General features: G+C 40.7%; 26 protein-coding genes. 13 read left to right on the forward strand and 13 right to left on the reverse strand.

Translation table 11 applies throughout. The features are described from left to right. The first annotated feature begins 130 nt into the window (after positions 1 to 130). From KV40_RS09475 to KV40_RS09485, 3 genes are all read left to right on the forward strand, one after another. Positions 131 to 529 (forward strand): Npun_F0494 family protein, encoded by a 399-nt coding sequence (locus tag KV40_RS09475; protein ID WP_036480255.1) that lies wholly within the window; start codon positions 131 to 133, stop codon positions 527 to 529. A gap of 54 nt (positions 530 to 583) precedes the next feature. Beyond that, complete coding sequence (gene cobQ, locus KV40_RS09480) at positions 584 to 2,077, forward strand: cobyric acid synthase CobQ (protein WP_036480257.1); 1,494 nt, start codon at positions 584 to 586, stop codon at positions 2,075 to 2,077. A gap of 125 nt (positions 2,078 to 2,202) precedes the next feature. Further along, the gene (locus KV40_RS09485) at positions 2,203 to 2,442 is read left to right on the forward strand and encodes a 2Fe-2S iron-sulfur cluster-binding protein (RefSeq protein ID WP_036480258.1); all 240 of its coding nucleotides are present in this window, start codon (positions 2,203 to 2,205) and stop codon (positions 2,440 to 2,442) included. A 174-nt stretch (positions 2,443 to 2,616) separates the two neighbouring features. On the opposite strand, the gene KV40_RS09490 is transcribed toward KV40_RS09485, so the two are convergent. Further along, positions 2,617 to 3,222, reverse strand: coding sequence for a VWA domain-containing protein (locus KV40_RS09490; protein ID WP_036480820.1), 606 nt, complete (start codon positions 3,220 to 3,222; stop codon positions 2,617 to 2,619). 353 nt (positions 3,223 to 3,575) lie between these two features. On the opposite strand from KV40_RS09490, the gene KV40_RS09495 reads away from it, so the two are divergent. Continuing rightward, a complete protein-coding gene (locus KV40_RS09495; RefSeq protein ID WP_036480261.1) occupies positions 3,576 to 3,902 on the forward strand; it encodes a hypothetical protein in 327 nt (108 codons plus the stop codon). 59 nt (positions 3,903 to 3,961) lie between these two features. Here KV40_RS09495 and KV40_RS09500 read toward each other — a convergent pair whose 3' ends face one another. Further along, complete coding sequence (locus tag KV40_RS09500; RefSeq protein WP_036480264.1) at positions 3,962 to 4,936, reverse strand: LysR family transcriptional regulator; 975 nt, start codon at positions 4,934 to 4,936, stop codon at positions 3,962 to 3,964. Between the two features lie 160 nt (positions 4,937 to 5,096). Between KV40_RS09500 and KV40_RS09505 the strand changes: the two genes are divergently transcribed. Together KV40_RS09505 and KV40_RS09510 are read left to right on the forward strand one after the other, a co-directional pair. Further along, positions 5,097 to 5,813, forward strand: a complete 717-nt coding sequence (locus KV40_RS09505; RefSeq protein WP_036480266.1) for an NnrU family protein — start codon at positions 5,097 to 5,099, stop codon at positions 5,811 to 5,813. Between the two features lie 98 nt (positions 5,814 to 5,911). After that, positions 5,912 to 6,259, forward strand: a complete 348-nt coding sequence (locus KV40_RS09510; RefSeq protein WP_036480268.1) for a co-chaperone YbbN — start codon at positions 5,912 to 5,914, stop codon at positions 6,257 to 6,259. Positions 6,260 to 6,386: 127 nt separating this feature from the next. On the opposite strand, the gene KV40_RS09515 is transcribed toward KV40_RS09510, so the two are convergent. Next, the gene (locus tag KV40_RS09515; protein WP_036480270.1) at positions 6,387 to 6,815 is read right to left on the reverse strand and encodes a hypothetical protein; all 429 of its coding nucleotides are present in this window, start codon (positions 6,813 to 6,815) and stop codon (positions 6,387 to 6,389) included. Positions 6,816 to 6,955: 140 nt separating this feature from the next. On the opposite strand from KV40_RS09515, the gene KV40_RS09520 reads away from it, so the two are divergent. From KV40_RS09520 to KV40_RS09530, 3 genes are all read left to right on the forward strand, one after another. Further along, complete coding sequence (locus KV40_RS09520) at positions 6,956 to 7,687, forward strand: precorrin-2 C(20)-methyltransferase (protein ID WP_036480272.1); 732 nt, start codon at positions 6,956 to 6,958, stop codon at positions 7,685 to 7,687. Between the two features lie 205 nt (positions 7,688 to 7,892). Then, positions 7,893 to 8,093: a hypothetical protein gene (locus tag KV40_RS09525; protein WP_036480274.1), complete on the forward strand. Its 201-nt coding sequence runs from the start codon at positions 7,893 to 7,895 to the stop codon at positions 8,091 to 8,093. A 582-nt stretch (positions 8,094 to 8,675) separates the two neighbouring features. Further along, entirely contained in the window at positions 8,676 to 10,073 is a 1,398-nt protein-coding gene (locus tag KV40_RS09530; RefSeq protein WP_036480276.1) for a diguanylate cyclase, read from the forward strand. Here the strand turns inward: KV40_RS09530 and KV40_RS09535 are convergent. Beyond that, positions 10,070 to 11,776 carry a TrkA family potassium uptake protein gene (locus tag KV40_RS09535; RefSeq protein ID WP_036480278.1) on the reverse strand — a complete coding sequence of 569 codons (1,707 nt, stop codon included), beginning with the start codon at positions 11,774 to 11,776 and terminating at the stop codon, positions 10,070 to 10,072. The genes KV40_RS09530 and KV40_RS09535 overlap by 4 nt on opposite strands. A 102-nt stretch (positions 11,777 to 11,878) precedes the next feature. Beyond that, positions 11,879 to 12,556, reverse strand: coding sequence for a hypothetical protein (locus tag KV40_RS09540; protein ID WP_036480280.1), 678 nt, complete (start codon positions 12,554 to 12,556; stop codon positions 11,879 to 11,881). A 117-nt stretch (positions 12,557 to 12,673) separates the two neighbouring features. On the opposite strand from KV40_RS09540, the gene KV40_RS09545 reads away from it, so the two are divergent. The 3 genes from KV40_RS09545 (at position 12,674) to groL (ending at position 17,083) form a co-directional block, all read left to right on the forward strand. Next, positions 12,674 to 14,224 (forward strand): trypsin-like peptidase domain-containing protein, encoded by a 1,551-nt coding sequence (locus KV40_RS09545; protein WP_052055505.1) that lies wholly within the window; start codon positions 12,674 to 12,676, stop codon positions 14,222 to 14,224. A 218-nt stretch (positions 14,225 to 14,442) separates the two neighbouring features. Next, entirely contained in the window at positions 14,443 to 15,267 is an 825-nt protein-coding gene (locus KV40_RS09550; RefSeq protein ID WP_036480283.1) for a response regulator transcription factor, read from the forward strand. 139 nt (positions 15,268 to 15,406) lie between these two features. Further along, positions 15,407 to 17,083, forward strand: a complete 1,677-nt coding sequence (groL, locus tag KV40_RS09555; RefSeq protein ID WP_036480285.1) for a chaperonin GroEL — start codon at positions 15,407 to 15,409, stop codon at positions 17,081 to 17,083. A gap of 86 nt (positions 17,084 to 17,169) precedes the next feature. Here the strand turns inward: groL and KV40_RS09560 are convergent, their stop codons facing one another. The 6 genes from KV40_RS09560 to KV40_RS09585 form a co-directional block, all read right to left on the reverse strand. Next, on the reverse strand, positions 17,170 to 17,541 hold the full coding sequence (locus KV40_RS09560) for a VanZ family protein (protein ID WP_036480822.1): 372 nt from the start codon (positions 17,539 to 17,541) through the stop codon (positions 17,170 to 17,172). An 89-nt stretch (positions 17,542 to 17,630) separates the two neighbouring features. Beyond that, on the reverse strand, positions 17,631 to 18,383 hold the full coding sequence (locus KV40_RS32060) for a response regulator (protein ID WP_052055506.1): 753 nt from the start codon (positions 18,381 to 18,383) through the stop codon (positions 17,631 to 17,633). Between the two features lie 266 nt (positions 18,384 to 18,649). Then, positions 18,650 to 19,033, reverse strand: coding sequence for a cell division topological specificity factor MinE (gene minE, locus KV40_RS09570; RefSeq protein WP_052055507.1), 384 nt, complete (start codon positions 19,031 to 19,033; stop codon positions 18,650 to 18,652). 98 nt (positions 19,034 to 19,131) lie between these two features. Continuing rightward, complete coding sequence (gene minD, locus KV40_RS09575) at positions 19,132 to 19,929, reverse strand: septum site-determining protein MinD (RefSeq protein ID WP_036480287.1); 798 nt, start codon at positions 19,927 to 19,929, stop codon at positions 19,132 to 19,134. Between the two features lie 21 nt (positions 19,930 to 19,950). Next, positions 19,951 to 20,763 carry a septum site-determining protein MinC gene (gene minC / locus KV40_RS09580; RefSeq protein ID WP_036480289.1) on the reverse strand — a complete coding sequence of 271 codons (813 nt, stop codon included), beginning with the start codon at positions 20,761 to 20,763 and terminating at the stop codon, positions 19,951 to 19,953. A gap of 125 nt (positions 20,764 to 20,888) precedes the next feature. Then, positions 20,889 to 22,211, reverse strand: a complete 1,323-nt coding sequence (locus KV40_RS09585; RefSeq protein WP_036480291.1) for a four-carbon acid sugar kinase family protein — start codon at positions 22,209 to 22,211, stop codon at positions 20,889 to 20,891. Between the two features lie 333 nt (positions 22,212 to 22,544). On the opposite strand from KV40_RS09585, the gene KV40_RS09590 reads away from it, so the two are divergent. Then, positions 22,545 to 24,869, forward strand: coding sequence for an ARC6/PARC6 family protein (locus KV40_RS09590; protein WP_036480294.1), 2,325 nt, complete (start codon positions 22,545 to 22,547; stop codon positions 24,867 to 24,869). A gap of 16 nt (positions 24,870 to 24,885) precedes the next feature. On the opposite strand, the gene KV40_RS09595 is transcribed toward KV40_RS09590, so the two are convergent. Further along, on the reverse strand, positions 24,886 to 25,278 hold the full coding sequence (locus tag KV40_RS09595; RefSeq protein WP_036480296.1) for a TIGR02588 family protein: 393 nt from the start codon (positions 25,276 to 25,278) through the stop codon (positions 24,886 to 24,888). A 49-nt stretch (positions 25,279 to 25,327) separates the two neighbouring features. Further along, a complete protein-coding gene (locus tag KV40_RS09600) occupies positions 25,328 to 26,215 on the reverse strand; it encodes a TIGR02587 family membrane protein (protein ID WP_036480297.1) in 888 nt (295 codons plus the stop codon). Positions 26,216 to 26,286 lie beyond the last annotated feature (71 nt).

The following is a 26,286-nucleotide window of genomic DNA, read 5'->3' on the forward strand; positions in this document are numbered from 1 at the left end:
GCGTTCTCTTGCGGATTCAGGCGCAGATGCGCCAAACGTCGCTTCTGCCTTGTGCGATTCCGCGGAATCTCGCTGCTATTCCCTAAAATCCTGATTTTTTGTTTTACTGCGTAACTTCGTAAATATTATAATGACTAGCACTGGTCAAACTCCAATCTATCCTCGTCATACTGTCAATCGAGCTACTAGAGCTTTGATTTGTTCTCCGTTTCAATTAGCACTATTTCAGGCACTGCGAAATCAAAGCGTTCCTCTAAACAAAATTGCAGGTGTCAAGGGAGTTGAAGCAGGTTATACTCAAAAGACTATATCTGAATCCAGGGCTGAAGCTCAATTACTGTGGTTGATAAAAGTTGGTTTATTAAGGCGAGAGGTAGATGGACAGGGCTTGACTGATAGTTTTCGTCTGACTCCTCTAGGCAGACAAATAATAACCAAATACGAACCAACACCAAATTCACTGCCTCAGCCCGACTCGTTCGCTAGAGTTTTCAATTGGCTAAATCGTTGGTTAAAATGGTCACTTTAAGTAAACTAGCAACCGTAAATACGGTGAAACATATTATAAGCAGGGGCTAGATTGATGAAAGCGATTATGGTGGTAGGGACTACCTCTCATGCAGGAAAATCCTTCTTGACTGCTGCTTTGTGCCGCATCTTGGCAAGACAGGGCTGGAGGGTTACTCCTTTTAAAGGACAAAATATGGCTCTCAACGCCTATGTAACGGCTACGGGAGGTGAAATTGGTTATGCTCAAGCAGTACAAGCCTGGGCAGCGGGAGTAGTACCCCAAATAGATATGAATCCGATTTTGCTCAAACCCCAGGGTAACATGACCTCGCAAATAGTTATCAAGGGTAAAGCAGTAGGAGCCACCAAAGCCGCAGACTATTACGAAAAGTATTTCGATTTGGGTTGGGAAGTCATTCAAGAATCTCTCTATCGCCTATCATTAGAATTCGATTTAGTTATTTGTGAAGGGGCTGGTAGTCCAGCAGAAATCAATCTCAAACATCGCGACTTAGCTAATATGCGGGTTGCCAAACATTTACGAGCGGCAACGATCTTAGTTGTCGATATCGAACGTGGTGGTGCTTTCGCTCACGTTGTAGGTACTTTAGAACTATTAGAACCAGAAGAGCGATCGCTTGTCAAAGGTATAGTTATTAATAAGTTTCGTGGTGATAAAAAGCTTTTAGATCCAGGAATTGAATGGCTGGAAAAACATACTGGCATCCCAGTTTTGGGAGTAATTCCCTGGCAAGAGACAGCCCTACCTGCCGAAGATTCTTTAGATTTACTAGAAAGAAACTATCGACCAAATCCTAACAACATAAATATTAGTATTATCCGCTTACCAAGAATTGCTAACTTTACCGATTTCGATCCTTTGAACGCCGAATCGACAGTTTCAGTAAAATATGTTGGCATCCACGAAACTTTAGGTCATCCCGATGCGGTAATTATTCCTGGAACCAAAACTACAATCTCCGATATGCTAGCTCTAGAACAAAGCGGCATGGCACAGCAAATTAAGGAATATGCGGCGGCTGGAGGCACAGTTTTAGGAATTTGTGGCGGCTATCAAATTCTCGGTCAGCAAATTATCGACCCTGAAGGCATTGAAGGCGAAGCTGGAGAGTTTGAAGCTCTAGGTTTAATGCCAATAAGCACTATCCTGGCAAACAATAAAGTTGCCCGTCAGAGACAGGTCGTTTCTAACTTGCCACAGGCAGGACTACCCGTCGATGGCTATGAAATTCATCAAGGGCGAAGTCGCATCAATCGCAAATTTAGAGATATTGAGTCTGACTACCAAGCAATTTTTGACGACCATAATTTAGGCATGACCGATAAAAGCCAATCAATCTGGGGCTGCTATATTCATGGTTTATTTGATAACGGTGCTTGGCGACGTTCCTGGTTAAATCAACTACGCAAACAGAGGGGTATGCCATCATTAGCAACGGGAATTGCTAATTATCGCGAACAAAGAGAAACTGCTTTGAACGAGATCGCGCAGATGGTAGAAAAACATCTTGACTTAAGCACATTTGCTTTAACTCGCAGATATTAAAAAAGCAGGTTTTAGAATTTAGGAATTACTATTGGGTAACTACTCGCTACTTGAAAATAGACTCTATTTATTGAAATTGGCTATAAATAAATATAGACATAGATTCTAAATAGATAAAGTATAGTATGAGTGTGAGAGTCCGCTTTTTGCCCGATGATGTTGTTGTTGCTGCCGAACCAGGCGAACCACTGCTACAGGTTGCCGAACGAGCGGGAGTATTTATTGCTACGGGATGTTTGATGGGAAGCTGTCATGCTTGCGAAGTAGAGTTGGAAGATGGAACAGCAGTTCGCGCCTGTATTAGTTCCATACCAGGCGATCGCCCAAAACTTACAGTTAATATTTATGAAGATCTGGCTTGGTAGAGTAAAGATGTTCTTTTAAGTAGCAGATAGCAGATAGCAATTAAAAGTAATTTGCGTCTTGCTACTTGCTACCTCGCGCATTCCCTAGCGGAGGACGGGCGGCATAATCTTTGGAGGTTTTCTCCAAAGACACGCCCTCAACCATCCGCGGTGTCGCTCGTTTATTTGCTACTTCTAATCGGTAATTGCGTTTAGCAATACTTCCGCTAGAGTCAAACCTTGCATATCGTCAATAGTTACCGTATCGACAATATCAAATTTAGCCCCAGCAGCTTCTAAACGGTCGTCTAATGCCTTAAGAAACTGGGTGGCTTTGCGATCGTTGCCAACTTGAATTAGAGAAATGGCTAGTTCTTCATCGCGGTCTATTTGCCGAGAAGCATCGATAATCAACCGCATTACCGATTTATAGTCGTCGGGTTCGCCGTCGGTAATAACTAAAATAGTCTCCCCATTGGCTTTAGCTTGCCCCGCAGCTTTGCGTTGAAAATAGTTATCGAGAGCATCAGATAAAACGCTATATAGATCGGTACGACCCATAGGATCGTTTTCTTCGTAAATTTGGTCTACCTTGTCGGAAGTAACATTGTCGTAACGGCGAAAACGACCAGAAAATAAGTATACGGTAATACCATCAGGATCGATTTCTTCGCATTTTTTTGCCAAAGCTAGAGTTGATTCTCGCGCTGACTGCCAGCGTGTTTTACCTCCAGGACGGTCATTAGTAGACATACTACCGCTTTTGTCAATAATTAACGTATAGTCGCGGTCTTCTATAATAGAACCTTCAGCCATAGTGTTATAGTAAACTCCTAAAAACTAATTTTTTCTTTGATTCACGCTCGAGCGAGTTCAAACTAAATTTACCAAGATTAAGGAAGCCTTATCGAACGAGGGCGGAATTTTCTCCGAGCGATAAAGAACGCAAACTTATTCTAAAAAGACAATTTTGGCAGTTGCCTCGCTTAAAAAAATAATTTTTGAGTATTTATACTGTACCGCCAAGTAAATTGTAAACAGATATTGCAGGACTGGAACAAATATTTAAATGTTGTTATGAATAAAGAGCGAGAGCGCATTTATTATCTACATTGAAAGATAACTAAGAAACATTATTATTTACGAGATAAATCATGGATAACGAACTCCAAAAATATAAGATGATCTGTACCCTTAAATTTGGTGATATTTACGGTCAGATTATTGTCTGGTTAATTGTTATTTTTATTAGCTTAGCTACTACCTTAGCTCTTTGGAGTAGTACGCGACAAATTTATGCTTTGGCTACTGTAGGCATCGTTTTAGTTCTCTCTCTACCTTTCTTGCTGTTTGCCTTTGTAACTACTCTGTTAAATCATATTGAATTTGCACCTCTAGAAGAAGCAGATACTCTAAGCCGCAGAAATGCCAATCGCGAAGCTGCTAGAGCTTCTCGTCAAAAATCAGCAGCGGCAGGTTGAACGAATCTATAGCGTATGCTACTCGCTTGCTGTGGTAATTTTGCAAGCGAGTTTGACAGCTAATGAATGTTGAGCTGATGATGACATAAAAGATCTATAGCCTGAAAATCTCTAAAAGTAGAAAACTGAGGTAGAATTTCTTTACTAAATGCCTCTGCGGCTTTAGAACGGTAGCGATTGGGATTGATAATCACAGAAAGCGTCCGCTCAATACTGACTTCGTTAATTTTAGCTCGGTGTAATACTCCCATCTGTAGTTCTTTTTCGATCGCCGTTGTCGAGACAAAAGCAGCACCTAGCCCCGACTGTACGGCATTTTTAATTGCTTCAATTGAGTTAAGTTCCATCTCGACTTTAAGACGTTTGGGATCTATTTCATAGCAGGTTAAAACTTTATCAATCACTTTACGGATTGTTGATTGAGAATCGAGAGTAATAAACTGTAACTTATACAAATCGTCTTTGTGAATGGTTTCTTCTCGTGCCAGGGTATGAACGGCAGGTAAAATCAAAGCTAATTCGTCATCGGCATAGGGAATAATCTGGAGTACTTCTTGTAACTCTGCTGGTACTTCGCCACCAATAATAGCCAGATCTACCTGTCCGTTTGCTACCGCCCAAGATGTACGGCGCGTTGAGTGTACCTGTAACTGTACGGAAACATCGGGGTATTTTTGGCGAAACAAACCAATCATGCGCGGAATTAAATAGGTTCCTGTAGTTTGCGAGGCACCGACAATTAGGGTACCACCTTGTAAATTTTGGAGATCTTCAATCGCCCTACAGGTTTCCTGACACAGTGAAATAATTTTCTCGCCGTAGCTTAATAATAAATGTCCTGCTTCGGTCAACTGCGCTCTGCGCCCGCCGCGATCGAATAAAGGTACATTTAGCTGTTTTTCTAGATTTTGTACCTGAAGACTAACGGCAGGTTGAGAGACATACAAACTATCAGCCGCTCGTTTGAAGCTTCCTTCTGAAGAAATTGCCTTGAGAATGCGAAGCTGATCCAAAGTAAAGGGAATATCAGACATATATTTATAAGATCGAACTTTAAATTTAATTTGTAGTTATGAGGTTGTATCTTAAGAAAGTTTTTTTATTTCAATTTGCACCCTACCACGAACGGCTCGTATTTTTGGTTAATTATTGCTACTATCGACTATGATAAATAACACTTATATAGGTATTAAGATGTCCGTACCGAGTTGGTTCACTCCCAGTCACGGGATTATCTTAGGGCTGCTGCTCGGTTTTGCTATGGTGCATAGTGGTTTGGCAGCTTTAAGACCTTGGGCTGAAGCTAAAATGGGGGCGAGGCTATATCGAGTAATTTTTGCTAGTGCCAGCATTCCCTTTGCCACTGTTTTAATTATTTATTTTTTCAATCATCGCTATGATGGTTTTCAATTATGGCAGGTTCGGGAAGTTACGGGTATGATACCTTTAGTGTGGATACTATCGGCAGTCTCGTTTATTTTTCTCTATCCTGCTACCTTTAATTTACTGGAAATTGCCGCCGTGCAAAAGCCAGAAATTCATCTGTACGAAACGGGAATTATACGTATTAGTCGCCATCCTCAAATGGTAGGACAGGTAATTTGGTGTATCGCCCATACTCTTTGGTTGGGTACGACCTTTACCTTATTTACTTCATTAGGCTTAATTGCCCATCACTTATTTGCGGTTTGGCATGGCGATCGCCGTTGGGAACATAAATATGGCGAGGCTTTTTTAAAAGTCAAACAGCGTACTTCTGTGGTTCCTTTTTTGGCAGTTATTGATGGTCGTCAAACTTTAAAGTGGCACGAGTTTTTGCGACCTGCCTATTTGGGAGTTTTAGCTTTTGTGTTGCTCGTATGGTGGGGACATCCCTGGCTAATGCAAGCAACTTCTAGAGTATATTGGTAGTTTGCCAGATTTTCTTTGTTAGTAGCTTTCAATTAAGGGCAACACGGTTTAAATTAAACAGTATATTTGAAATTTTAAAATTTATTATTAGATTCAATATGTCATCTGCGATTGACGAACATAATTTTCAACAAGAGGTTTTAGAAAATTGCCAGCTAGTTTTAGTTCACTTTTGGGCTCCTTGGTGCGGTTTGTGTCGCTTAGTCGAACCTATGCTAGAAAATTTACAGGCAGACTTTCAATGTGGGATAAAATTAGTTTCAGTTAATGCCGATCGCAATTTCAGGTTAGCTAATACCTACCGCATTCAAAATTTACCTACTTTATTATTGTTTCATAATGGAAACCTGGTTCAAAAGCTAGATAGCTTTCAAAATCGAGAAAGCTTATATTCAACTTTAGAAATATTTCTTTCCGAACGGGCAAAGGAAATTCAATCTGCATAAGTTAACGTCAGTTAGAGTTGGAAAAATTTATAGGTTGAGGTAGCACGTCGAGCGAAGCTCAACAAGCGCTAAGCAGTGTAGATGTAAACCTTAAGCCTGTAAAGATAGAATCAAGTGAGATTTAGATTTAAAGTATTTCGGCTTCAAACAACTCAAAAACCTGACGACAAAACAACCTGAGTTTTTGTTCGACATCTTCAGAGGGTTGACATTTACCCACAAACTGCCAATTATCGACTGTAGAAAACCGCCAAGCTCTACCCAGATGGCTAAATCCCGCAGTTTCTAGTCCGATTAGCTTTTCACCTGCTTCTAATGCGTCGTTGTGAAAGCGAATTTGAACTAAAATACTGTTGCTTTGAAAACGTCTGCTCCAGCCTGGAAAATGAAAACCAATATCAATCGAATCTGGATCGACTAATTCTAAAGTTTCGGGATCGTTTTTCCAGGGTTTGAGATCGGCTTTAGCATCGGGAAACTGTATTTTAAACAAGTTAACCACAGAAGCAATTTTGGCAGTCATGTCCAAACTTTTAGCTCTTTCTGATGCGTTCATTGTGTTCGCTCTCCTTTAATTAGTTCGATTAGCTTGAGTTAAATGTCCATATTCAAATATTTATTGCTTGTTACCAGAAACTGGTTGTCAGCTTCAAACGCGCTATGGTAAAAGCATAGATCGAACATAGCTAAATTGAGATTGACTTGTATACACTTTATGGCATTAGCGTAGGCACGGGCGATCCAGAACTAATTACTCTTAAAGGACTGCGACTCTTACAACAAGCACGGGTAGTAGCTTTTCCCGCAGGTAAAGGTGCTCGCCCAGGAGTAGCGCAGACTATTATTTCTGATTGGCTCAAGCCAGAGCAAAAGACTTTAAAACTCAACTTCCCTTATGTCTGTGAAGAAGCTATTTTACAACAGGCTTGGCATACTGCCGCCAGACAAGTTTGGCAATGTCTGCAACATGGCGATGTTGCTTTTGCTTGTTTGGGAGATGTCAGCCTCTATAGCACCTTTACCTATTTGGCTCAAACTTTGCGCCAGCTAGCTCCAGAAACGCAGATAAAAACAGTACCTGGGGTTTGTTCGCCTGTGGCGATCGCTTCAGAGTTAAATATTCCTCTGACAGTAAATCACCAGCGTTTGGCAATCTTACCAGCCATTTATAGCGTTGCCGAATTTGAAACGGTGCTTACCTGGGCAAATGTGGTAGTTTTATTAAAAGTCAATTCTGTATATCCACAAGTGTGGCAGCTTTTAAAAGCCAAAAATTTACTCGAACATAGTTGGGTGGTAGAGAAAGCTACTTTTCCCGACCAAAAAATTTATGCCAATCTCGCTCGATTTCCTCAGCTGAAATTATCGTATTTTGCTTTACTGTTAGTTGCTAACGACAAAAATACCGATTATTCGTCAGTTTATTAACGCGAATCAAGCCTACCTTGGTTGTAGAAGCCTGTATTTTTTGCTAATTAAAATATTTACTGAGTAATATTGGCGAATTTTCCGAGATTTTTTATGATTTATGTTTCAAAATATTTAAACTTTAGTTAATTTGTAGATTGTAACTATAGCTCGTGATACTTTTAGAAAGTACTTTACTATACAAAATTTTCTTGGGACAGAATTAATGAATATTCAGCACGCAGATAACCAACCAAAATTATTTCGTGAAGATATTAGCGAATATGTCGCACAGTTACAGTTGCACATGACTTTGCAAGCCCGCAACTTAGTCCCTACCCTTACAGAAGCAACAGACAGTAGAAAACAGATGCTTCAAGAAACTCAGGCAGCGGTAGAAAAATTAGCGTCTCGTCAATGCTTCTAATTTAAACAGATTCTTTTTAGCAAGTATGGTTTGAGTTTTTTGAGATTAACATTCAAACTATACTTGTTTTTATTTCTTTATTGTTAGTGGTTTTTTGATGATACTTGGTTTTGTTTCTAAATATTTATTTTTTATTGCATGGGTTTTAAATCTTTGCTTAAAAGCAATAAATTAGTGGTTTGACGACAACCTGACATTTAAATAAGCTGTTAATAATTTAAAACGAATACCTGGTTCGTTGTACGCTCGCGTTAAATACCAATTAAAATTTTTGGTTGGCTGTGGGTAATTATCTCTAACCTCATTTTAGGTTAGTGCGATCGGTATATTTATTTAGACTGTTTCTAAATATTAGTGATATAAAGGTGATGTAAGAAAGTAAGCCTTTATAGCATGACTTAGCGCCAGCAGAACGATTAAAAAACTTAAGACACTAGTTACTATCTAATTTGCTACGATCGCTCAATTATCGAGCGAAAGTTTTCGAGTAGGTTTAATCGATCCACTCGCCTAAAAAAGTTGATTTGTCAAAACTAACGGTGTTTGACTGTATTTAAAAGTTATTTATTGCCAAACAATATAATGAACCAAATATGCAACATTAGATCGCAAAAAAATATTTTAATCGTAGAAGATCTTCCAGAAAGCCTACAGCTTTTGTATTCATTGTTGACCAAACAGGGCTATAACGTTACCTGTCTTAATGATGGACAAATGGCACTACAAGCTATTGAGAATGACCTTCCCGATCTGATCGTACTAGATATCATGCTGCCAACTATTGATGGCTATAAAGTTTGTGAAATTCTTAAAGCTCAAGAACGCACTTGTCATATACCAATTATTTTTTTGAGTGGCTTGGATTCAGAAATTGATAAAGTCCAAGCATTTAAAATAGGAGCGGCAGACTATATTAGCAAACCTTTTTTTATTGAAGAAGTTATTGCTCGCGTACAAAATCAATTAAAAATACTCAGCCAATACCAAGAACTGCAAGCAACCATACACCAGCAGCTTGTTTCTCATCAAGCTATCGAACGACAATTAAAACGCTCTCGCAATTTATTGTATGGGGTATTAGATAGTTCTCTAGATGGCGTGGCAGTATTTGAAGCCGTTCGCGATATTAAAGGGCAAATTATTGATTTTAGATGGTTGCTTGCCAATACTGTCGCCATGATGACTGTAGGAGAAACCAAAGAAGGCGTAATTGGCAAAAGTTTATTTGCAGAAAAATCTCCAAGAAATTTATTTGATAAATTGTTCGATTCATTTGTGCGAGTAGTAGAAAATTGTACCGTTTTAAACAAAGAATACTACTATAATTCAGTTGCTCTTAAAACTTGGATTCATGTCGTGGCTGTTAAATTAGGAGATGGATTTGCCATGACGTTTCGAGACATTAGCGAGCGCAAGCAAATAGAAATTGCTTTAGAATCAGCTAATATCAGACTGCAATCGCAGGTAAATTATGACAGTCTTACCAAAGTTTATAATCGCCGACGTTTTGATGAATATATCGCTAGCGAATGGTTGAGGTGCGCTCGGGAACAACAATACATTTCGCTAATTTTATGCGATATCGATCGCTTTAAAGCCTACAATGATACTTATGGACACGTACTTGGCGATCGCTGCCTCCAACAGGTGGCACAAGGCATCGATAGAGGAGTTCAGCGTCCCGCCGATTTGGTATTTCGCTATGGGGGAGAAGAATTTGCTATTGTTCTGCCCAATACCGATATCGGTGGGGCGGTTAAAGTTGCCGAACAGATTCGGCAAGATATCGAGCAGTTGCAAATTGCCCATAGTTCGTCGGCGGCAGGTTATGTAACTTTGAGTATGGGAGTATTTAGTATGATTCCCAATGCTCATACAGAACATCAGGTTTTAATTACTGGAGCCGATCGCGCTTTATATCAAGCCAAAGCACAAGGACGCGATCGAGTAGTTGCCAATATCAATACGAGCGGTAGTTAGAGTAAGGCACGGTCTAAAGCTATTTCTTCTGAGGGCGGAACTCGCCATAATTGTTCCAAACCGTTAGCAGGAATAGTTAAGTACAAAACATCTTCAGATTTTAAAAAAGTTTCGAGCAGTTGCCAACCGTGAATAGTTTTGCCTTTTCTTTCTAAATATAAAGGCACAAAATCGGCTTGAATAGCAGCATTACCTACAGACTGACCGCAGAAAGGATGTTTGGGAGTAATCATTGTTGCCAGAGCTACCCAAAGTAAATCTTGGGTCATGCCGTTGCCCAAAATTCTCCCCCCCAAAGCCGCAGCGGCAAAAGAATGAGTAGCTAACTCTATAGGAGATAAAACACAGTCAAATTCAAACACTTCCTGCATTGATTGAGCAAATTGCGGGTCGTAACTGCGAACGATAGTTCTCAAGTAAGGTGCGATTGCCTTGGCGGTAAGCGAAATCTCTAAGTTAGCCATATCATTACTGGTAACTGCAATTAAAGCTTTAGCCCGTTGAATATTAGCGGCTCTTAAAGTAGCAGCCAGACTAGCATCTTCAATAATTACGGGAATACCCAGAGAACGAGCGCCGTGCATAAAGCGATTGTTGGGATCTTGTTCGATCGCTACTACTTCATGTCCTTGCTGGTGTAATTGACGGGCAATTTGAATGCCAATTCCTCCCAGACCACAGATAACATAGTGATTGCGAGTGGGAACTCTAGCAACATCCCAAGCTTGTTTTAAGCGACTGCCTAAAACAAAATCGTTGATCAAAGCGTAGCAAATGCCAATGACACCCGCACCGACGATCATCATTACTGCCGTAAAAATTTTAATCGTGTCGGGAGCATATTCGGCGACTTCTTCTTTGCCTCCCGCTCCCGTAATCATCCCGACCGAAAAATAAAGAGCATCAGCTATGGAAATATTAAAGTTGACGCTCATATAAACAATTGTCGCTAAAAAGACAACCGCTAGCAGTGATAGACTTACTAAGGCGACGGGACGAGCATAGTGTTGATATCGCGGTAAATTAGAAACGGCTTTAGCAACTTTGCGCCACCAGGGATTGCTTCGGGTACGAACTTTGGGTTTGGTTCCGACAATCAAGCGATCGCCAACTTCTAAAACTTTTTTTTGATGTATTGCCGAAACTAGATCGATTTCGCTTTTAGCAGACAAATAATAAATTAGCATGCGATGGGGATTGTCCCAGAGTTCGGCTAGCTGCCTACCCAACCAGGGATGGTTGCTGTCAATAACTTCTTCTCGTATGGGCCAGGTACGATTGAATAGCTTTAGCTGACCGATGGCGCGATCGCCCAAAGCGGCAAAAGTAAAAATTGGTGCTGCCAGAGCCGCAACGCTCATGGTAAAGTGAGCCGATAGAGTCATATCGAGCCGTTCGCCTAAAGTTTGGTTAAACAAACGATTGATAATGCGGATGCGGGGATTAATAACTCTAGCTTGAGTTAAAACTGCAAGATTGAGAGCATCATCATTATTAGCCAAAACTAAAGTTTGCGCCTGCTTGACTCCTGCCTGAATTAAAGTAGTAGCCGCTCGCGGATCGCCAACCACGATAGTTTCATTGCGGCGCGTTACCATCGAGCGATCGCTTATACCCACTACTTCTGCTCTTTGCTGCCGCAATAGACTATAAATTTTATATCCAGTACGCCCCAAGCCACAAACAATTATTTTGGGTTTCATACACATTAATTTGTATATTTATATACTTAAAAAGGCAAAAGCCCATCATACTTTATTGTTAACAGACAAAATACCCGAACAACTGTAGCCAAAAACACCGAGTTAAGACTGTTCGATTGCTTGGCTACCGATCGCTGAATTGTCATTACCGCTTAAAGAAGGGCGCAGACAAAGATAGGCTAAAGTTCCTAGCAAAGGTGTGAGACTAATTGCCCAAAAAATTTTGTTGCTTTCGATACGCCGACGCGCCAGATCGTCTTTTACAGCTAGAGGAAAAAACACACACAACAGGCAAAAATCCAAACTCATAACGTGAATAAACCTGCTGGTTTGCCACTGTCTGACAAAATCAGACCAGTCACCTTGAGTAAATCCTAATACTAGTAGGAAGATCGCACTCAAAGTCAAAATAATTCCACAAGCTCGCGAATCTAAAATTTTTAATAACCAACTGCGCTCGCCGTTCCATTTGGGATTGGGCTGACGCAGCACGAAATAAGGTAATAGAGCAAAAATTCCCACACCAAAAGATAAAGCGACAAAAGGTGCGGCAGGAAATTTTTGACCTCGACCGTCAAACAACAGCATACAGGCATAAACTGCCGGCAATACGCCCATAATATTAAACAAAGCTATAATTAGGGGATTTATTTCTCCCCAGTTGCCTGTAGCCAAATCGGCAATGAGAGCAAAAGTATCGGGCTGTTGGGGAGGAGCAAACACAAAGGCATAAAAGCTAAAGCCAATCCAAATTAAAGCTAAAGTTACTTTTCTCGGCATTATTTATTTATTACAAAAAGTTAAGACGGTCTTCTTTTAGTGTATAACTTATTTTTCAAAACCACTTTTGGCTTAGTCATAACCACAGTTAGTTCGATCGAGATATCTGCGCAGTCTGTGGTTGCCGCTACTCCTCAAGAAATTGCCAGACAGATTACCGTACAAATTGTCGGTAACTCCAATCGCGGTAGCGGAGTTATTGTCAGCAGAGAGGACAATACTTTTTCAGTTTTAACTAATGCCCATGTTGTCAACCAAACTGGCAATTATCGAGCGATTACTGCCGATGGGATCGCTCATCAGATTAGCGATCGCACGCTAATTCCCAATCTTGATTTGGCTTTACTAACTTTTACCAGCAGCAATAATTACTCTGTTGCCGCCATAGACAATACTATTCCTTCGGTGGGAGAAACTATTTATGTCGCGGGTTGGCCTCGTTCGGGAGGCAGTCTCAGACAGCCAATTTTTAAAGTCACTAGCGGAGAAATACGCCAGCCTAATCTCTCTTTACCTCTAGGTTATTCCCTTAACTACACTAACTTGGTACGTGCGGGAATGAGTGGAGGTGCGATCTTAAATGCTGAGGGTAAATTAATTGGTATTAATGGTTTGGTAAGATTAGAAGCTTCTGGCGCTCGCGCCATCTCCTCAGGAATTGCGATCGATGCCTATTTGCGCTGGCATGGCAGTAAGGCTAATACTGCAACCGATCTATCTGTCACGATCGCAGAGCCAAATTTACCTAACAATTCTAATTACAATCTATCCCAAAAAATTTCTCTACCAAAGGGCGGAGTAAATGCTTTAGCATACCATAATGCCAGTCAAACGCTTATCAGTGGCAGTAGCGCGGGTATCATTGCTGTTTGGCAAACAGCAACTGAAGAGCAATTAGTTAGCTGGCAAGCACATTCGTCTGTTAACGCAATCGCAGTTTCTGCCGATGGTAAAGTTCTAGCTAGTGGCGGTGACGATGGCACGATTGCCCTTTGGGATTTGACTGAATTACGTTCTTCTAACAAAGTCTCTTTGACTCAACCGCAATTAATCCGTACTCTCCAGGGTCATAAAGGTGCAATTACCAGTCTGGTTTTTAGTGCCGATGGTAATTTATTTAGCAGCAGTTGGGATAAGACCGTTCGTCAGTGGCAAATCGAATCTGGTAAAGCAATTAAAGATTTTATCGGACATACTCAAATTGTAAATGCGATCGCGCTTTCTGATGATGGCAAAATTTTGGCTAGTGGAGGACAAGATAAAACTATTCGTCTTTGGGATGTAGCTACAGGCAAGTTACGCTCTACCTTAAATGGTCACTCCCTGGCAATTTTGTCTCTCGATATCAGTGCGGATAATAAAATTTTAGTTAGCGGTAGTGGAGATAGCGCGATTAAGCTTTGGAATCTCAACACTAATAAATTAATCGATACTTTACAAGGTCATACTGACGGAGTTTGGCAAGTGGCTATCTCCTCAGATCTTCAGACTTTAATTAGCGGTAGCTGGGACAAAACGATTAAAGTCTGGAATCTTAAAACTAGTACACTTCAAAATACTTTAGTCGAACACCAGGATTATATTAGTGCTTTAGCTATTAGTTCTGATGGCAAAATGTTTGTTTCTGGTGATTGGCAAGGACGAATTTGTTGGTGGCAAAAATTATAAGGGTGCAAGTTCAAACATCTTAATTGTTGCCCCTATTAATTTAAAAAAACCGTCTTTATTAAGCGTAAAATAGTTTTTTTTGTTTACATATAATTTAACAATTATAGTTTTATATTTATTTTTTTGGTTGGTACTGGTATTATTATAAATATATAAGATATTTATTTAAAATTAAAAATTTATAAACAATTTGTTTAATAATCTTTTTTAAAATAAACATGACTCGGATTTTGATACTTGATGATTTTAATTTTACCAGACAGGCACTCAAAACTATTTTAGAAAAAGAAGAAGATCTAGAAATTATCGGGCAAGCTAATAACGCAACTCAAGCTTTAGAATATCTCGAACGAATAGAAGTAGATATAGTAATTGCAGATATAGAAATGCCCGAAGTTAGCGGCATAACTATGACTAAAATAGTTACGCAGCAGTTTCCTGATGTTAAAGTTATTATTTTTACTTCTCACGATGACGAACAAAACATTAATGCCGCTATTGAAGCTGGAGCCAAAGGATACATTTCAAAAAACACTTCTACAACTATATTAGTAGAGGTAATTCGTAACGTTCGACAGGGTTATTTTCAATTAGGACCGGGAATTTTTGAAAAATCTCTCGCGGCTGTAATTCGACAACAACAATCGAGTTTGGCTTACCTGTCTCAGATAGAAGAAAAATGCGCTCAACTTGATAAGAGAGATCGAGAAGAGATTTTTAATGAACTATACTTTCAACTAGATAATCTTAAAACAGAATTGCGAGAAGGATTAAATATTTTTCAAAATCGCGTCAATCATCAAGTTCAAATAGGCTTAGATGAGTTCTCAAAATCTAGCGATCGCCTTAATTTGCTAAGTGAAATTAAAAAACAAATAGGCATTCAAAACTCAGAGTATCAAATTTATCTGCGAAACCTGTTTGTGTCTACCAAAAGTTCTGTCGAAAAGCTAGAGCAGCAAGTGTCTTTTATTCGTTATTTAGTTATCTTTCTCGGCATCGCTTTTTTTGCCGAACATCTAGCGGGTTTTTTTTGGCGATGAACTTTTTTGCCAAACTGAGGTTCGGTAATTTCGCTCTAGCAAGGATTTTTGAAATTGATATGATAAACTTTAGCACTCTCCATGCAAGAGTGCTAAATAACGCATATAGAATACATAACGGAACTCAAAGCAGAATACTATGGCAAAAATCGTTTCGTTTAATGAAAAGTCGAGAAGAGCATTAGAGCGTGGAGTTAACTCCCTTGCCGATGCGGTAAAAATCACTCTCGGTCCGAAAGGACGAAATGTTTTATTAGAAAAGCAATTTGGCGCGCCCCAAATTGTCAATGACGGCATCACCGTCGCTAAAGAAATCGATTTAGAAGATCCTTTAGAAAATACTGGCGCGAAGCTAATTCGAGAAGTAGCTTCTAAAACCAAAGACATTGCTGGTGACGGCACGACTACAGCAACAGTTATGGCTCAGGCTTTAATCAAAGAAGGCTTAAAAAATGTTGCCGCAGGTGCCAACCCCGTTGCTCTGAGAAAAGGGTTAGAAAAAACCACCGCTTTTTTAGTCAAAGAGATCGAAGCAGTAGCCAAACCCGTAGAAGGTGAAGCAATAGCGCAAGTGGCAACTGTCTCGGCTGGTAACGATGAAGAAGTCGGGATCATGATTTCAGAAGCGATGAAAAGAGTAACTACCGATGGGGTAATTACTGTAGAAGAATCAAAATCCTTAGCTACAGAACTAGATGTAGTAGAAGGGATGCAGATCGACCGCGGCTTTATTTCTCCTTATTTTGTTACCGACCAAGAAAGACAGTTAGTCGAGTTTGATAATGCAGCAGTTTTAATTACTGATAAAAAAATCGGCGCGATCGCCGATTTAGTTCCCGTACTAGAAAAAGTCGCTCGCGAAAGCAAACCCCTGCTAATTATTGCTGAAGATTTAGAAGGAGAAGCTTTAGCTACTCTAGTAGTAAACAAAGCTAGAGGCGTACTCAATGCCGCAGCAATCAAAGCTCCAGGCTTTGGCGATCGCCGCAAACAGATGTTACAAGACATTGCCGTACTAACTGGCGGACAAGTAATTTCTGAAGAAGTAGGCTTAAGTTTAGATACCGTTTCGATGGATATGCTCGGAACGGCGGAAAAAATTACCATTGACAAAGAAAACACTACTATTGTCTCTGGTGCTGGTAACAGCAACGATATTAAAAAACGAGTCGAGCAGCTACGCAAGCAGCTTGCAGAAACCGACTCTGACTACGACAGCGAAAAACTTCAAGAGCGCATTGCCAAACTAGCTGGTGGAGTTGCGGTGATTAAAGTAGGTGCGGCAACCGAAACCGAACTAAAAGACCGCAAACTACGTATTGAAGACGCACTCAACGCTACTAAAGCTGCTGTAGACGAAGGTATCGTTCCTGGTGGCGGTACGACTTTGATTCATTTAGCTCAAAAGCTTGCCGAGTTTAGAAATACTATTAGCAACGCTGAAGAACAGGTAGCTGTAGATATTTTTGCTAAAGCACTTGAATATCCTCTAATTCAGCTTGCTAACAACTCTGGAGTAGAAGGATACGTAATCGTCGAACGTGTCAAAGAAACAGATTTTAATGTCGGTTACAACGCTCTCAATGGTCAATTTGAGGACATGATTGCCGCAGGTATTATCGACCCTGCTAAAGTAGTACGCTCTGCGGTACAAAATGCTGCTTCTATTGCTGGTATGGTTTTGACTACTGAAGCTCTAGTAGTAGAAAAACCCGAACCCGAAGCTCCTGCTATGCCCGGTGGCGGCATGGGCGGCATGGGCGGCATGGGCGGCATGGGCGGCATGGGCGGCATGGGCGGTATGGGTATGATGTAGCCCAAACGCCTATAGCTCATTCGTCACATTAATGGCTATTCTGGGGCAGCTTCAAGCGAGCTGCCCTTTTAATTTTTCAAACTGTCTTATTGGTTCTTGTTTGAGTTAAGCTGCAAAAGCCGTTCGAGTATTTTTACTATAACGAAACCAATAACTAAGCCCGCAATGTTGGCTGCTAGATCTTTAAACTCTCCGTAACGGTTGACAAAAGGTTGTAATAATTCAATAGCTCCGCTCCAGCAAACAAAAAATAAACCAATTGCTGGCAAATAATTGGGTTTTTTTACTGCTGCTGGAAACATCAATAGAGCATAAGCAACGAGATGATGAGTTTTATCGCTGCCTGGTGCGGGAGGTAATTTGTCTCGTGGATAAAGAGACAAAAAAGTAATAACTGTCAGGATAAATAGTGTAATAGATATCCAATATCTTTTGATAAGCGTCAATAGTGTGAGCATTGAGTTTTGCACGACTGACTTACAATTATACAAATTCGATTTTTGGAGTAATTTACACTCGTCAGTCAGAAAACTCTATCGATTGACAATTAAAAAACCAAGTTAGTCAAAATGACATAGCAGCAATATCCAACCGCAATAAACAATATTAAATTGCAAACCAGCTGAATTTTTGCCAGTAAACTAAGATTTTTTTCTAGTCTTTTTAACTTTTGCTGTAGTCGGTCAATTTTATACTGTAAATTGGCATCCCGTTCTTTTCTAAGATTTATTTCCTGTTTAACTGTATTTTCAATGGTTTGATTGAGTTTTTTGGGGGTTAATTCTTGTAAATTGCTAAATTTGCCCTCGACTTTAGCTAAAACCGTATCTAAAATATCAAGCTTTTTGTCTAGTTCTTGTTTGTCTGTTAATTGTGAATCTAACTGTGAGGTTGGAGGTTGATATTTATCAATTAATTCTAGAGCTAGTTGAAAATATCCCTTGTGAACGTAGCGAACTGCATTTGCAAGCTCTTTAGCGGTGGTGTTTTTTAGCCAGTATCCTTTAGCTCCCGCTTTAAAAGCGCGATCGAGATGTTCTTGATTGTTTTGAATTGTCAGAATTAAAATTTTAGGATGGGTATAGTGTTGCACGATAATTTGAGTAGCACTCAAGCCATCCATAATGGGCATTTCAATATCCATCAACACCACATCGGGATTTAGTGCTGCTACTCGTTCGATCGCTTCTTTGCCGTTATTGGCAAAACCAACTATATTTAGATCTGGTTCTGACTCTAAATAAGTTTTTAAAGTTTTATGGACGAAGGTTCGATCGTCAACTATAAGAATATTTATCATACGAAAATAGCTCGTACTCAATCGTATTAGTTGGGTTACTCATACGATTGAGTTTTATTAGTATCTAAAGAACATACGAAGGCTTTACCGACAATGAAATACAATATATAGAAAATATATTAAGTTTATGTAGGCAATTTTACGTAACGTTTAAAATTTCTTTAGATTTACGTTTATTTTCGTTTAATAGCTTTTCAACAATCGAAAATCGATCGATACATTATCCGAACAATTTGTCAAATTTGTCAATTATCAATAACTCGCGTTCAAAGCTCTTGAGGAATATCGGAGCGATCGCCGTCTGATTCGGATTTAACCTCTTTATCAGACAAGCTTTCGACTTTCTCAGCCTCGGTAACAGTCGATGTATTTGCTAGTTCGGCAGAACGTCTAACCTTACGAATTGGTAAATTAGCAGTAAGAGAGGTAATACGATGGTCGTTAGATAGAGAAAACTCCATTTCATCGCGATCTACATCTACGTATCGCGCTACTACTTCGAGAATTTCTTCGCGCATCGAACTCATCATTTCGGGATTAATGGCAGCGCGGTCATGAGCTATAACTAGCTTGAGACGACGTTTGGCATTATCGCGGCTATTGGCATTATTTTTCCAGGGAAAAAGCATTTTTAAAAGCTCTTTAAACATAACTAAAACTATTTAAATTGGAAAAACCCAGCGCATCGCGGACTGGGGAAAACTAAAAACAACGCTGTGCTTTAACTAAACTCGATCTATTTTGCCGTCTAACCACCAAAAATACGGCGCAAGCGCGATAGTAGACTTTCATGATATGCTATTAAATCTATAAATGGAACTTTCTCGCCTTCTAACCGCAAGGCAATGTTGTTGATAGTTATTGCTGGTAAGGAATCTCGTTCTCCAATTACTAAAGGTTCGCCCCTATTGGTAGCAACAATTACTTTTTCATCATCGGGAATGACTCCCAGTAAAGGTACTCCCAATAACTCTAGCACGTCTTCAACACTCATCATTTTATTGCTCTGAACCATAGCTGGCTTGACCCTATTGACGACTAAATTAATCTTGTGAATGCCTTCGGCTTCGAGCAAGCCAATGACACGATCGGCATCCCTCACTGCTGCAATTTCTGGCGTAGTGACAATTAAAGCCTCTTTAGCAGCAGCGATCGCGTTGCGAAAGCCTAGTTCGATTCCTGCGGGGCAATCTAAAATAACGTAGTCATACTCTTCCGTCAGCGCGTCTACAATTTTTTGCATTTGTTCTGGCTGCACTGATTCTTTATTGCGATTTTGCGCCGCAGGTAATAAAACCAATCCTTTAAGTCGTTTATCTTTGACTAATGCCTGATTTAGTCGGCAGTCTCCAGCCAAAACGTCTAAAGCCGTGTAAACGACACGCTCTTCTAAACCCAATAGCAAATCGAGGTTTCTCAAGCCAAAATCAGCATCTACCAGAGCTACTTTACGATCTAAACTGGCTAGTGCCGCTCCTATATTAGAAGTAAATGTGGTTTTACCCACTCCTCCTTTACCAGAAGTAACAACAATTATACGAGTCATATTGTTTATTGTTAGCAGTATTTAATTGATTCGATTTTTCTCGACCCAACCGCCGCCAGACGGCGAAAAAGTATAGGTTTTGTTAAAGTCTAACGCCTTCGCCAAACGTATCCCTTCCGTAGTCATAAAGGCTAACTCTGGTGCATACTGTTTGGGTCTGGTTTTTGGCGATCTGGCAACGGCATCGGCTATACGCAGTTGGGTAAACTCCATCTGCAATGCCGCAATGCGACAGCGGCGATCGCCATCCGCTCCTGCATGAGCTATGCCTCGCAAACGACCCCAGACAAAAATATCGCCTGCGGCGATCGCTTGCCCACCTGGATTTAAGTCACCACAAACAATTATTGTCCCCCGATGGCGAATTTCAACACCCGAACGAACGGTGTTGCGTACGTAAAGAGGCTTGGCTAACAGCGAGATTGCCGCTTCTTGAGTAGTAGAGGTCAAATCTTGCTGTTCGACTGAGTAGCCGCTAGTTGCTGCCGCTACTGCTGTTTGTCTGCGATTAGTACTAACGCTAGTCAAACGCAGTTCCACATCCTCTAGAGTGTCGGCAATAGTCTGTAGCTGTCTGGCATCGAGCAGGCGATCGCCTGCAACCAAAAACACAGGCGTACCAGGCTGCCACGACTGTTCTTCAATCCGCAGCAAATGTTTGAATTCCTGCCAGTTTTCCGACCACAGTAATTCTGAGTCAACTTCTGCTTGAGTCGGTAACACTAGCAACAGTTTATCGCCCTCAGTGGTTAAAGTTATGGACGAATAACGTTTGCGCTCGGAAGAAGACGGCTCATCAGTTTCATCTAAGGAGAAAGTAGGCTCTAGAGTCATGCAAATATCCTATTGTCTGCAGAGCGAGCCTCATTTCCACACGATTAAAATAAATGTAGATTATCTCGCTTTAGCAGGTCTATTTTCTCTTGCACATATTAGCGTAAGTTAAGCGCAATAAAAAATTAGAAATTTGTTAAACGCTGCCAAACTTCCACTAATCCTCGTTCGTCGCCAACATTGCCAGGGAACAAAACTACGGGCAAATTGGGACGAAAATGAGTTTGGGGGGTACGAACTACCGAACATCCAGGTAAAATTTGTCCTAAAAGCCGCGCCGTCTCTAAGTTTAGCCCCGTACTCAAAACATCATTAGAAGTAATACCGCCTTTACTAATTAGAAAGCTAATGTCTTTGGGTAGATTTTGCACCACATCCATAAGTAGAGCCGAAACGCTGGCTCCAAATTCAAGTCGTTGACTAGTATCGGCAAAACTCAATTCTTCCCTGCTAGTGTAAACTGCAGGAGTTTTACCACGGTCGAAAATTTGCCGTACTCGCTCGATAGTTGTCTGTAAAATAGCGTCTCGTTCTTCGGGACGGTCGCGCAAACGTACTACGTCTACTTCAATGCCTTCTACCTCTGGCTCTTGTAGCAGTTTTTCTAACTGTTGGGTAGTTTTACGAACGTGAGAACCAATTAAGACCGCTCCTGGCTTTTGGGTGGGTTTGTATTGAGACATCTCGGTAGGAGGGACTGGCTGTTCTCCTAGTTGGGCTAAAGAAGTTAACAAACTGGCAGCAGAACGGAATAAAAAGCGTTTGCCTTTTGCCGCAGTAGCTAACAATGCCGTTGCCAAACGGTCGAAGTCGGCTTGAGTTTCGCCATCGACGACTACACATTGATTGTCATGAAACTCTAACAATCGTTCTCGCAGGCAATCGCCACGTAAATCGGCAAGCAACAATCTTGCTACTGTATCTGCGGCAATTTTCCCTTGAGTTTTTTCGGCGACATAATCTGGTAAATAGCTGTGAGAATAGCCAAACACCGAATCGTTGGCAAATTCTGTTTCGGCTACGGGAGTTTTAACTCCATCAATAATTAAATAGTGAACGCTATCAATGGTAACTCTTCCTCCTTCAAAAAAAGCAGGGGTAAGAAAATGAGCGTCAAAATCTCCCAATTCTTCGGCAATAATATTGGTTTCTACAGGATAGTGTCCCCGCAGCGTCGAATCAGAACGGCTAACTACCAAAAAATCTTCGATTCCCACTTCAGCGATCGCCTGCTGCAAATTATGACAGACTTCCTTGGTAGTATCGGCAGCCGCTTCGGGACTCATAGCTCTGGTATTGGTCAAAATAAACAAAATTGGTGCGGTATCCTCAAGTGCCTGTTTGAGAGTTGCCACATCCCAGACCATTAACAACAGGCAACTATGAACGGTTTGTGACCCTGTAGGATCGTCGTCGAGAACGATAATTTTGGGTTGAGAAGATTTCATTTTTATTTACAAAAATTTACTGAGAAAGCTATTTTCACCAAATATTTAGCAATATGTTATTCAATCTGAAAAATTTACGCTAAAATGCTGGCAAAAATGAATTGGCAGTTTTTAGAGCTAAACTACTCAAGGCTAATCCAACAGTCGAACGGCAGCGCGTCTAAAATTACAATCGACAATAATTAAACTTGTTACCTTAAAATCGATCGAATACAGTGGTAACGCGGTTATTCGATAGTGCCAGCAACATCAAATTGCTAAAGAGATGAAGATTAATTTTTTCACATCTCTAGATGTTTTTACTTATTAAATCTTTCCATATTTTCACCTACTATGGCAGTCAAATCTAGCCAACAAATGAAGTTAACAGTGCAAATACCTCTCGATTACTACAGGATTTTGAGTGTTCCCGTTATGGCTTCGGAGCAACAGTTAGAGCAGGCTTATCGCGATCGCCTCCAGCAAAAACCTCGTAGAGAATACAGTGAGGGAGCAATTACCGCTCGGCAAGAACTAATTGAGTTTGCCTACAAACTTCTATCAGACTCTCAGTGTAGGGCAGATTATAATAAGCAGTTTTTTGGCAATTATAGTTTTGAAGAGCGATTGGTAGAGGCTACAGGCTCGGAAACCACAACTACAACGGTCACTCCCACTCTACCAGAGTTAGCTTTACCCAATCCGACTATTGATGTTCTGACCGAACAAATGTCGGGAGTCTTGCTGATTTTGCAAGAATTGGGAGAATACGAATTAGTTTTAAGATTGGGCATCGATTATTTAAATAGTCTTGAAGCGGAGATGCAGCAACAGCAACAAAAAATTTCTCCTGCCGAGCGAGAAGATGTTGTCCTTTCTCTAGCACTGGCGTATTTAGAGTTAGGCAGAGATCAGTGGATTCGTCGAGAATACGAACGCGCCGCTCTTTCTGGTCAAATGGGGTTAAAGCTACTAGCAAGAGAAAATTTATTTCCCAAAGTCAGAAAAGAACTAGAAGTAGACTTGTTTCGACTACAACCATACCGTATTTTAGAATTAATCGCTCACAATCCAGTAAATTCGTCTCAGAGAAACAAAGGATTGCAGCTACTAATTAATACAATTCGACAGCGTCAGGAGTTTGAAGGGCAAAGACAGGATAAATCTAGCCAGAACTTCGAGCAATTTTTGGGTTTTATTCAGCAAATTAGAACTTACTTAACCTCAGCCGAGCAAGAACGAGTGTTTGTTAGCGAAGCAAAACTCACTTCGGCTACAGGTGATTATCTAGCTGCTTATGTTTCACTAGCCAGAGGATTGGCTCTCAAGCAACCAGTTTTAGTGCTGCGTGCCGAAAGAATGCTGGAAACTATGAGCCAGCGTCAAGACGTGTATTGGGAACTAGCAATAACTTCGCTACTGTTAGGTTTGAGCGATCGCGCTATCGACCGCCTACAGCAAAGCCAAGAAAAAATTCGGGTTAAAGAGATCGAGCAGTACTGTCGCGGTGGAGACTTATTACCTGGACTGTATGTTTATGGCGAACAATGGCTGAAACAAGAGGTTTTCTCTCAGTTTTGCGATTTAGCACGCCTACCTGTAACTCTTAATGAATACTTTGCCGATCCTCAAGTACAAGCCGATTTAGAGGAAATAGATTCGGCAATAGCCTCTAGCGAAGAAACTAAGACAACGTCTCAACCGACAGCGGCAAATGCTGAACTTTCCCCTAAATACGGACGATTTTTTTCGCGCTGGCGCAAACAATTAAGAGCTAAAATTAAATCTGCTCCAGCATCAGCCTCGCCCAAAACAAACCCAGATGTAGCTGCTGGTGCTGCCAAAGTACCAGTTATTTCAAGTAAGGTTAAAGCTGGCAAGTCTTCTAAACAAAAATCCGTGACTCGCGTTGCTGCTAGTGGTAGCCAAAACGGTCGAGTCAGTAATTCGCCCTCAACGACCGCAACCAAAACCAAAGTTGCCAATATTGGCTCGCCAACAGCACCACATCTAGAAAGTTTTGTCGTTAAAAAAACTAATTCATCGCGTTGCGGCAGTGGTAAATATAGGGGTAAGGCTTTCAATCCAGTTTTGTTGAGATTGGGATTGTTATTAGGTTTAATTTTTGGCATAGGTACTCTCAGCTTTGCTGCCATGAAGCTATTTTTAGCTCGCAGTTCTCAAACCGCAGCAACAGAAACCGAGTCGCAACTGTTTATTACTATAGACCGACCGCTTTTCGAGTTACCTCAAGCTAGGGCAGAAACCAGTTCTACTCCACCTCAGCCAACTTTTACCAACGAAGCCAAAGAAGTAGTTGCCAGGTGGCTGGATAGTAAATCGGCAGCTTTTGGTGAGGAACATCAGGTAGAAAAACTCAACGAGGTGTTGATCGGTTCTTTATTAACTTCCTGGCGAGATCGCGCTTTGAGCGACAGTCAAAACAATATCTATCGAGAATACGACCACAAGCTTGAAATCGAGTCGGCAGTGGTCAATTCGGATAATCCCCAACAGGCAACTGTAACAGCAAAAGTAAAAGAAACAGCAAGATTTTATCAACAGGGAAATTTAGATAGTTCTCAGTCTTATGATGATGACCTGTTAGTACAGTACAGTTTAGTCCGCCAGGGAAATAAATGGATGATTGCGGGTTCGGAAGTATTAGAAATTCTGTAACTGGCGATCGTTATTATTACGGTAGTTTATAGCTGGCAACTCTAACATTTAGCCGCCCTTGCTGGGGATTGCCTCTAAAAATAAAAGCACCTTGCTCGACTTCCTTGCTAGATAAGTAATCAATTTGTTGCGTACCAGTTTCTGTGTTGTTCGTAGGGTCGATTAACTCGGCAATTACTTCGATCGATTCGGCAGTTTCTCCTCCTTGATTGATAACTTCAAAAGGAACGTAATACTGTTGGTTTGCCTGCCTAATTTGTTTGCCTACGGTAACTTCTAAAATTGGAGGACCATTTTCGCCGCTTATCCAGCTATAGATTAATAAAGCAAAAATTACGCTCAGAATAAACAAACAAATACTAAAGCTAATTTTTTCGGCTGTCGAACGCCGCGAAACGATGTTTTTCATTAGTAATTTATACCATCTCTCAAAAAAAATATTTAGAGAAATATTGCTATTAGATAGCCAAACGTCCTGCCGCACCACCAATACTCGCAGGCAAGCCTAGTATGATGCTATAGCGCAGCCATAAAGTCCAGGGATCTTCAAACGATAGTCTTTGAAAAAACCAGAGCATCACTGCCGATGCTAATAGAGAAATTAAATAAGAAATAATTGTTTCGCTGCGAGGACTTTGAAACAATCCCTGTTGCTGTCTTCTTTCAGCCTGGTTGGTAAAACCAGAAGCAAACACAATTCCATAAGAAATTATCAACGAACTAAGAATAATTAATAGTGACCAAAAGGGGGAAGCCGCAGCAGCCAGAAAGGGGACTTCATCGGTAGGAGCAATATTAAACGCGATAATAATAGCCCCAATCAGAGTCGCGCTGAGATCGGCGAAAGTATCGTGCCAAAAAGTTTTAGAGCGATCGCCAGAGTCAGATATGTCAGTTCCAGCATCTTTGGTTACTTCCCCAGTTAAAATAGAACGAGACAAAACTACTCCCAGAGCAAAAGGCACTGCTTCAAAAATAATTTTACCCAGTGCTTCGATTAATGAAGTTTTAAAATCGACACGCTGTAATACAATTAACATTACGGTAGAACAGACGATGCCAATTGCTAAAGCCTCTATACTCTCGGTAATAGGCGAAAACTCTCCATCGTGTTGCTGACGACGAAAGCCTTCTACTTGATTGAGTAAAAATATTACTACAAATGTAATTGCAATAATTCCCAATAAAATCGGCGGTCGAACATAGGAACCGATAAACCAAATTTCCATCGTATAGATCAGCGGAATACCAAATAAAAAACCCCCAGAAGCACCGCTAATTAATTCTCCCAATTCTTCCGACCAATCATTGGCGGCGTCAGTTTTGTCTGGGTGTTTTGTTGTCATTATATTTATCGAAAGGTAAAAAAATTTACTAATCTTCAATTGTAATTTAAATTGAAGTTTATTCAAACCAC

Source organism: Myxosarcina sp. GI1, from assembly GCF_000756305.1.
In the GTDB taxonomy this organism is placed as follows: Bacteria; Cyanobacteriota; Cyanobacteriia; order Cyanobacteriales; family Xenococcaceae; genus Myxosarcina.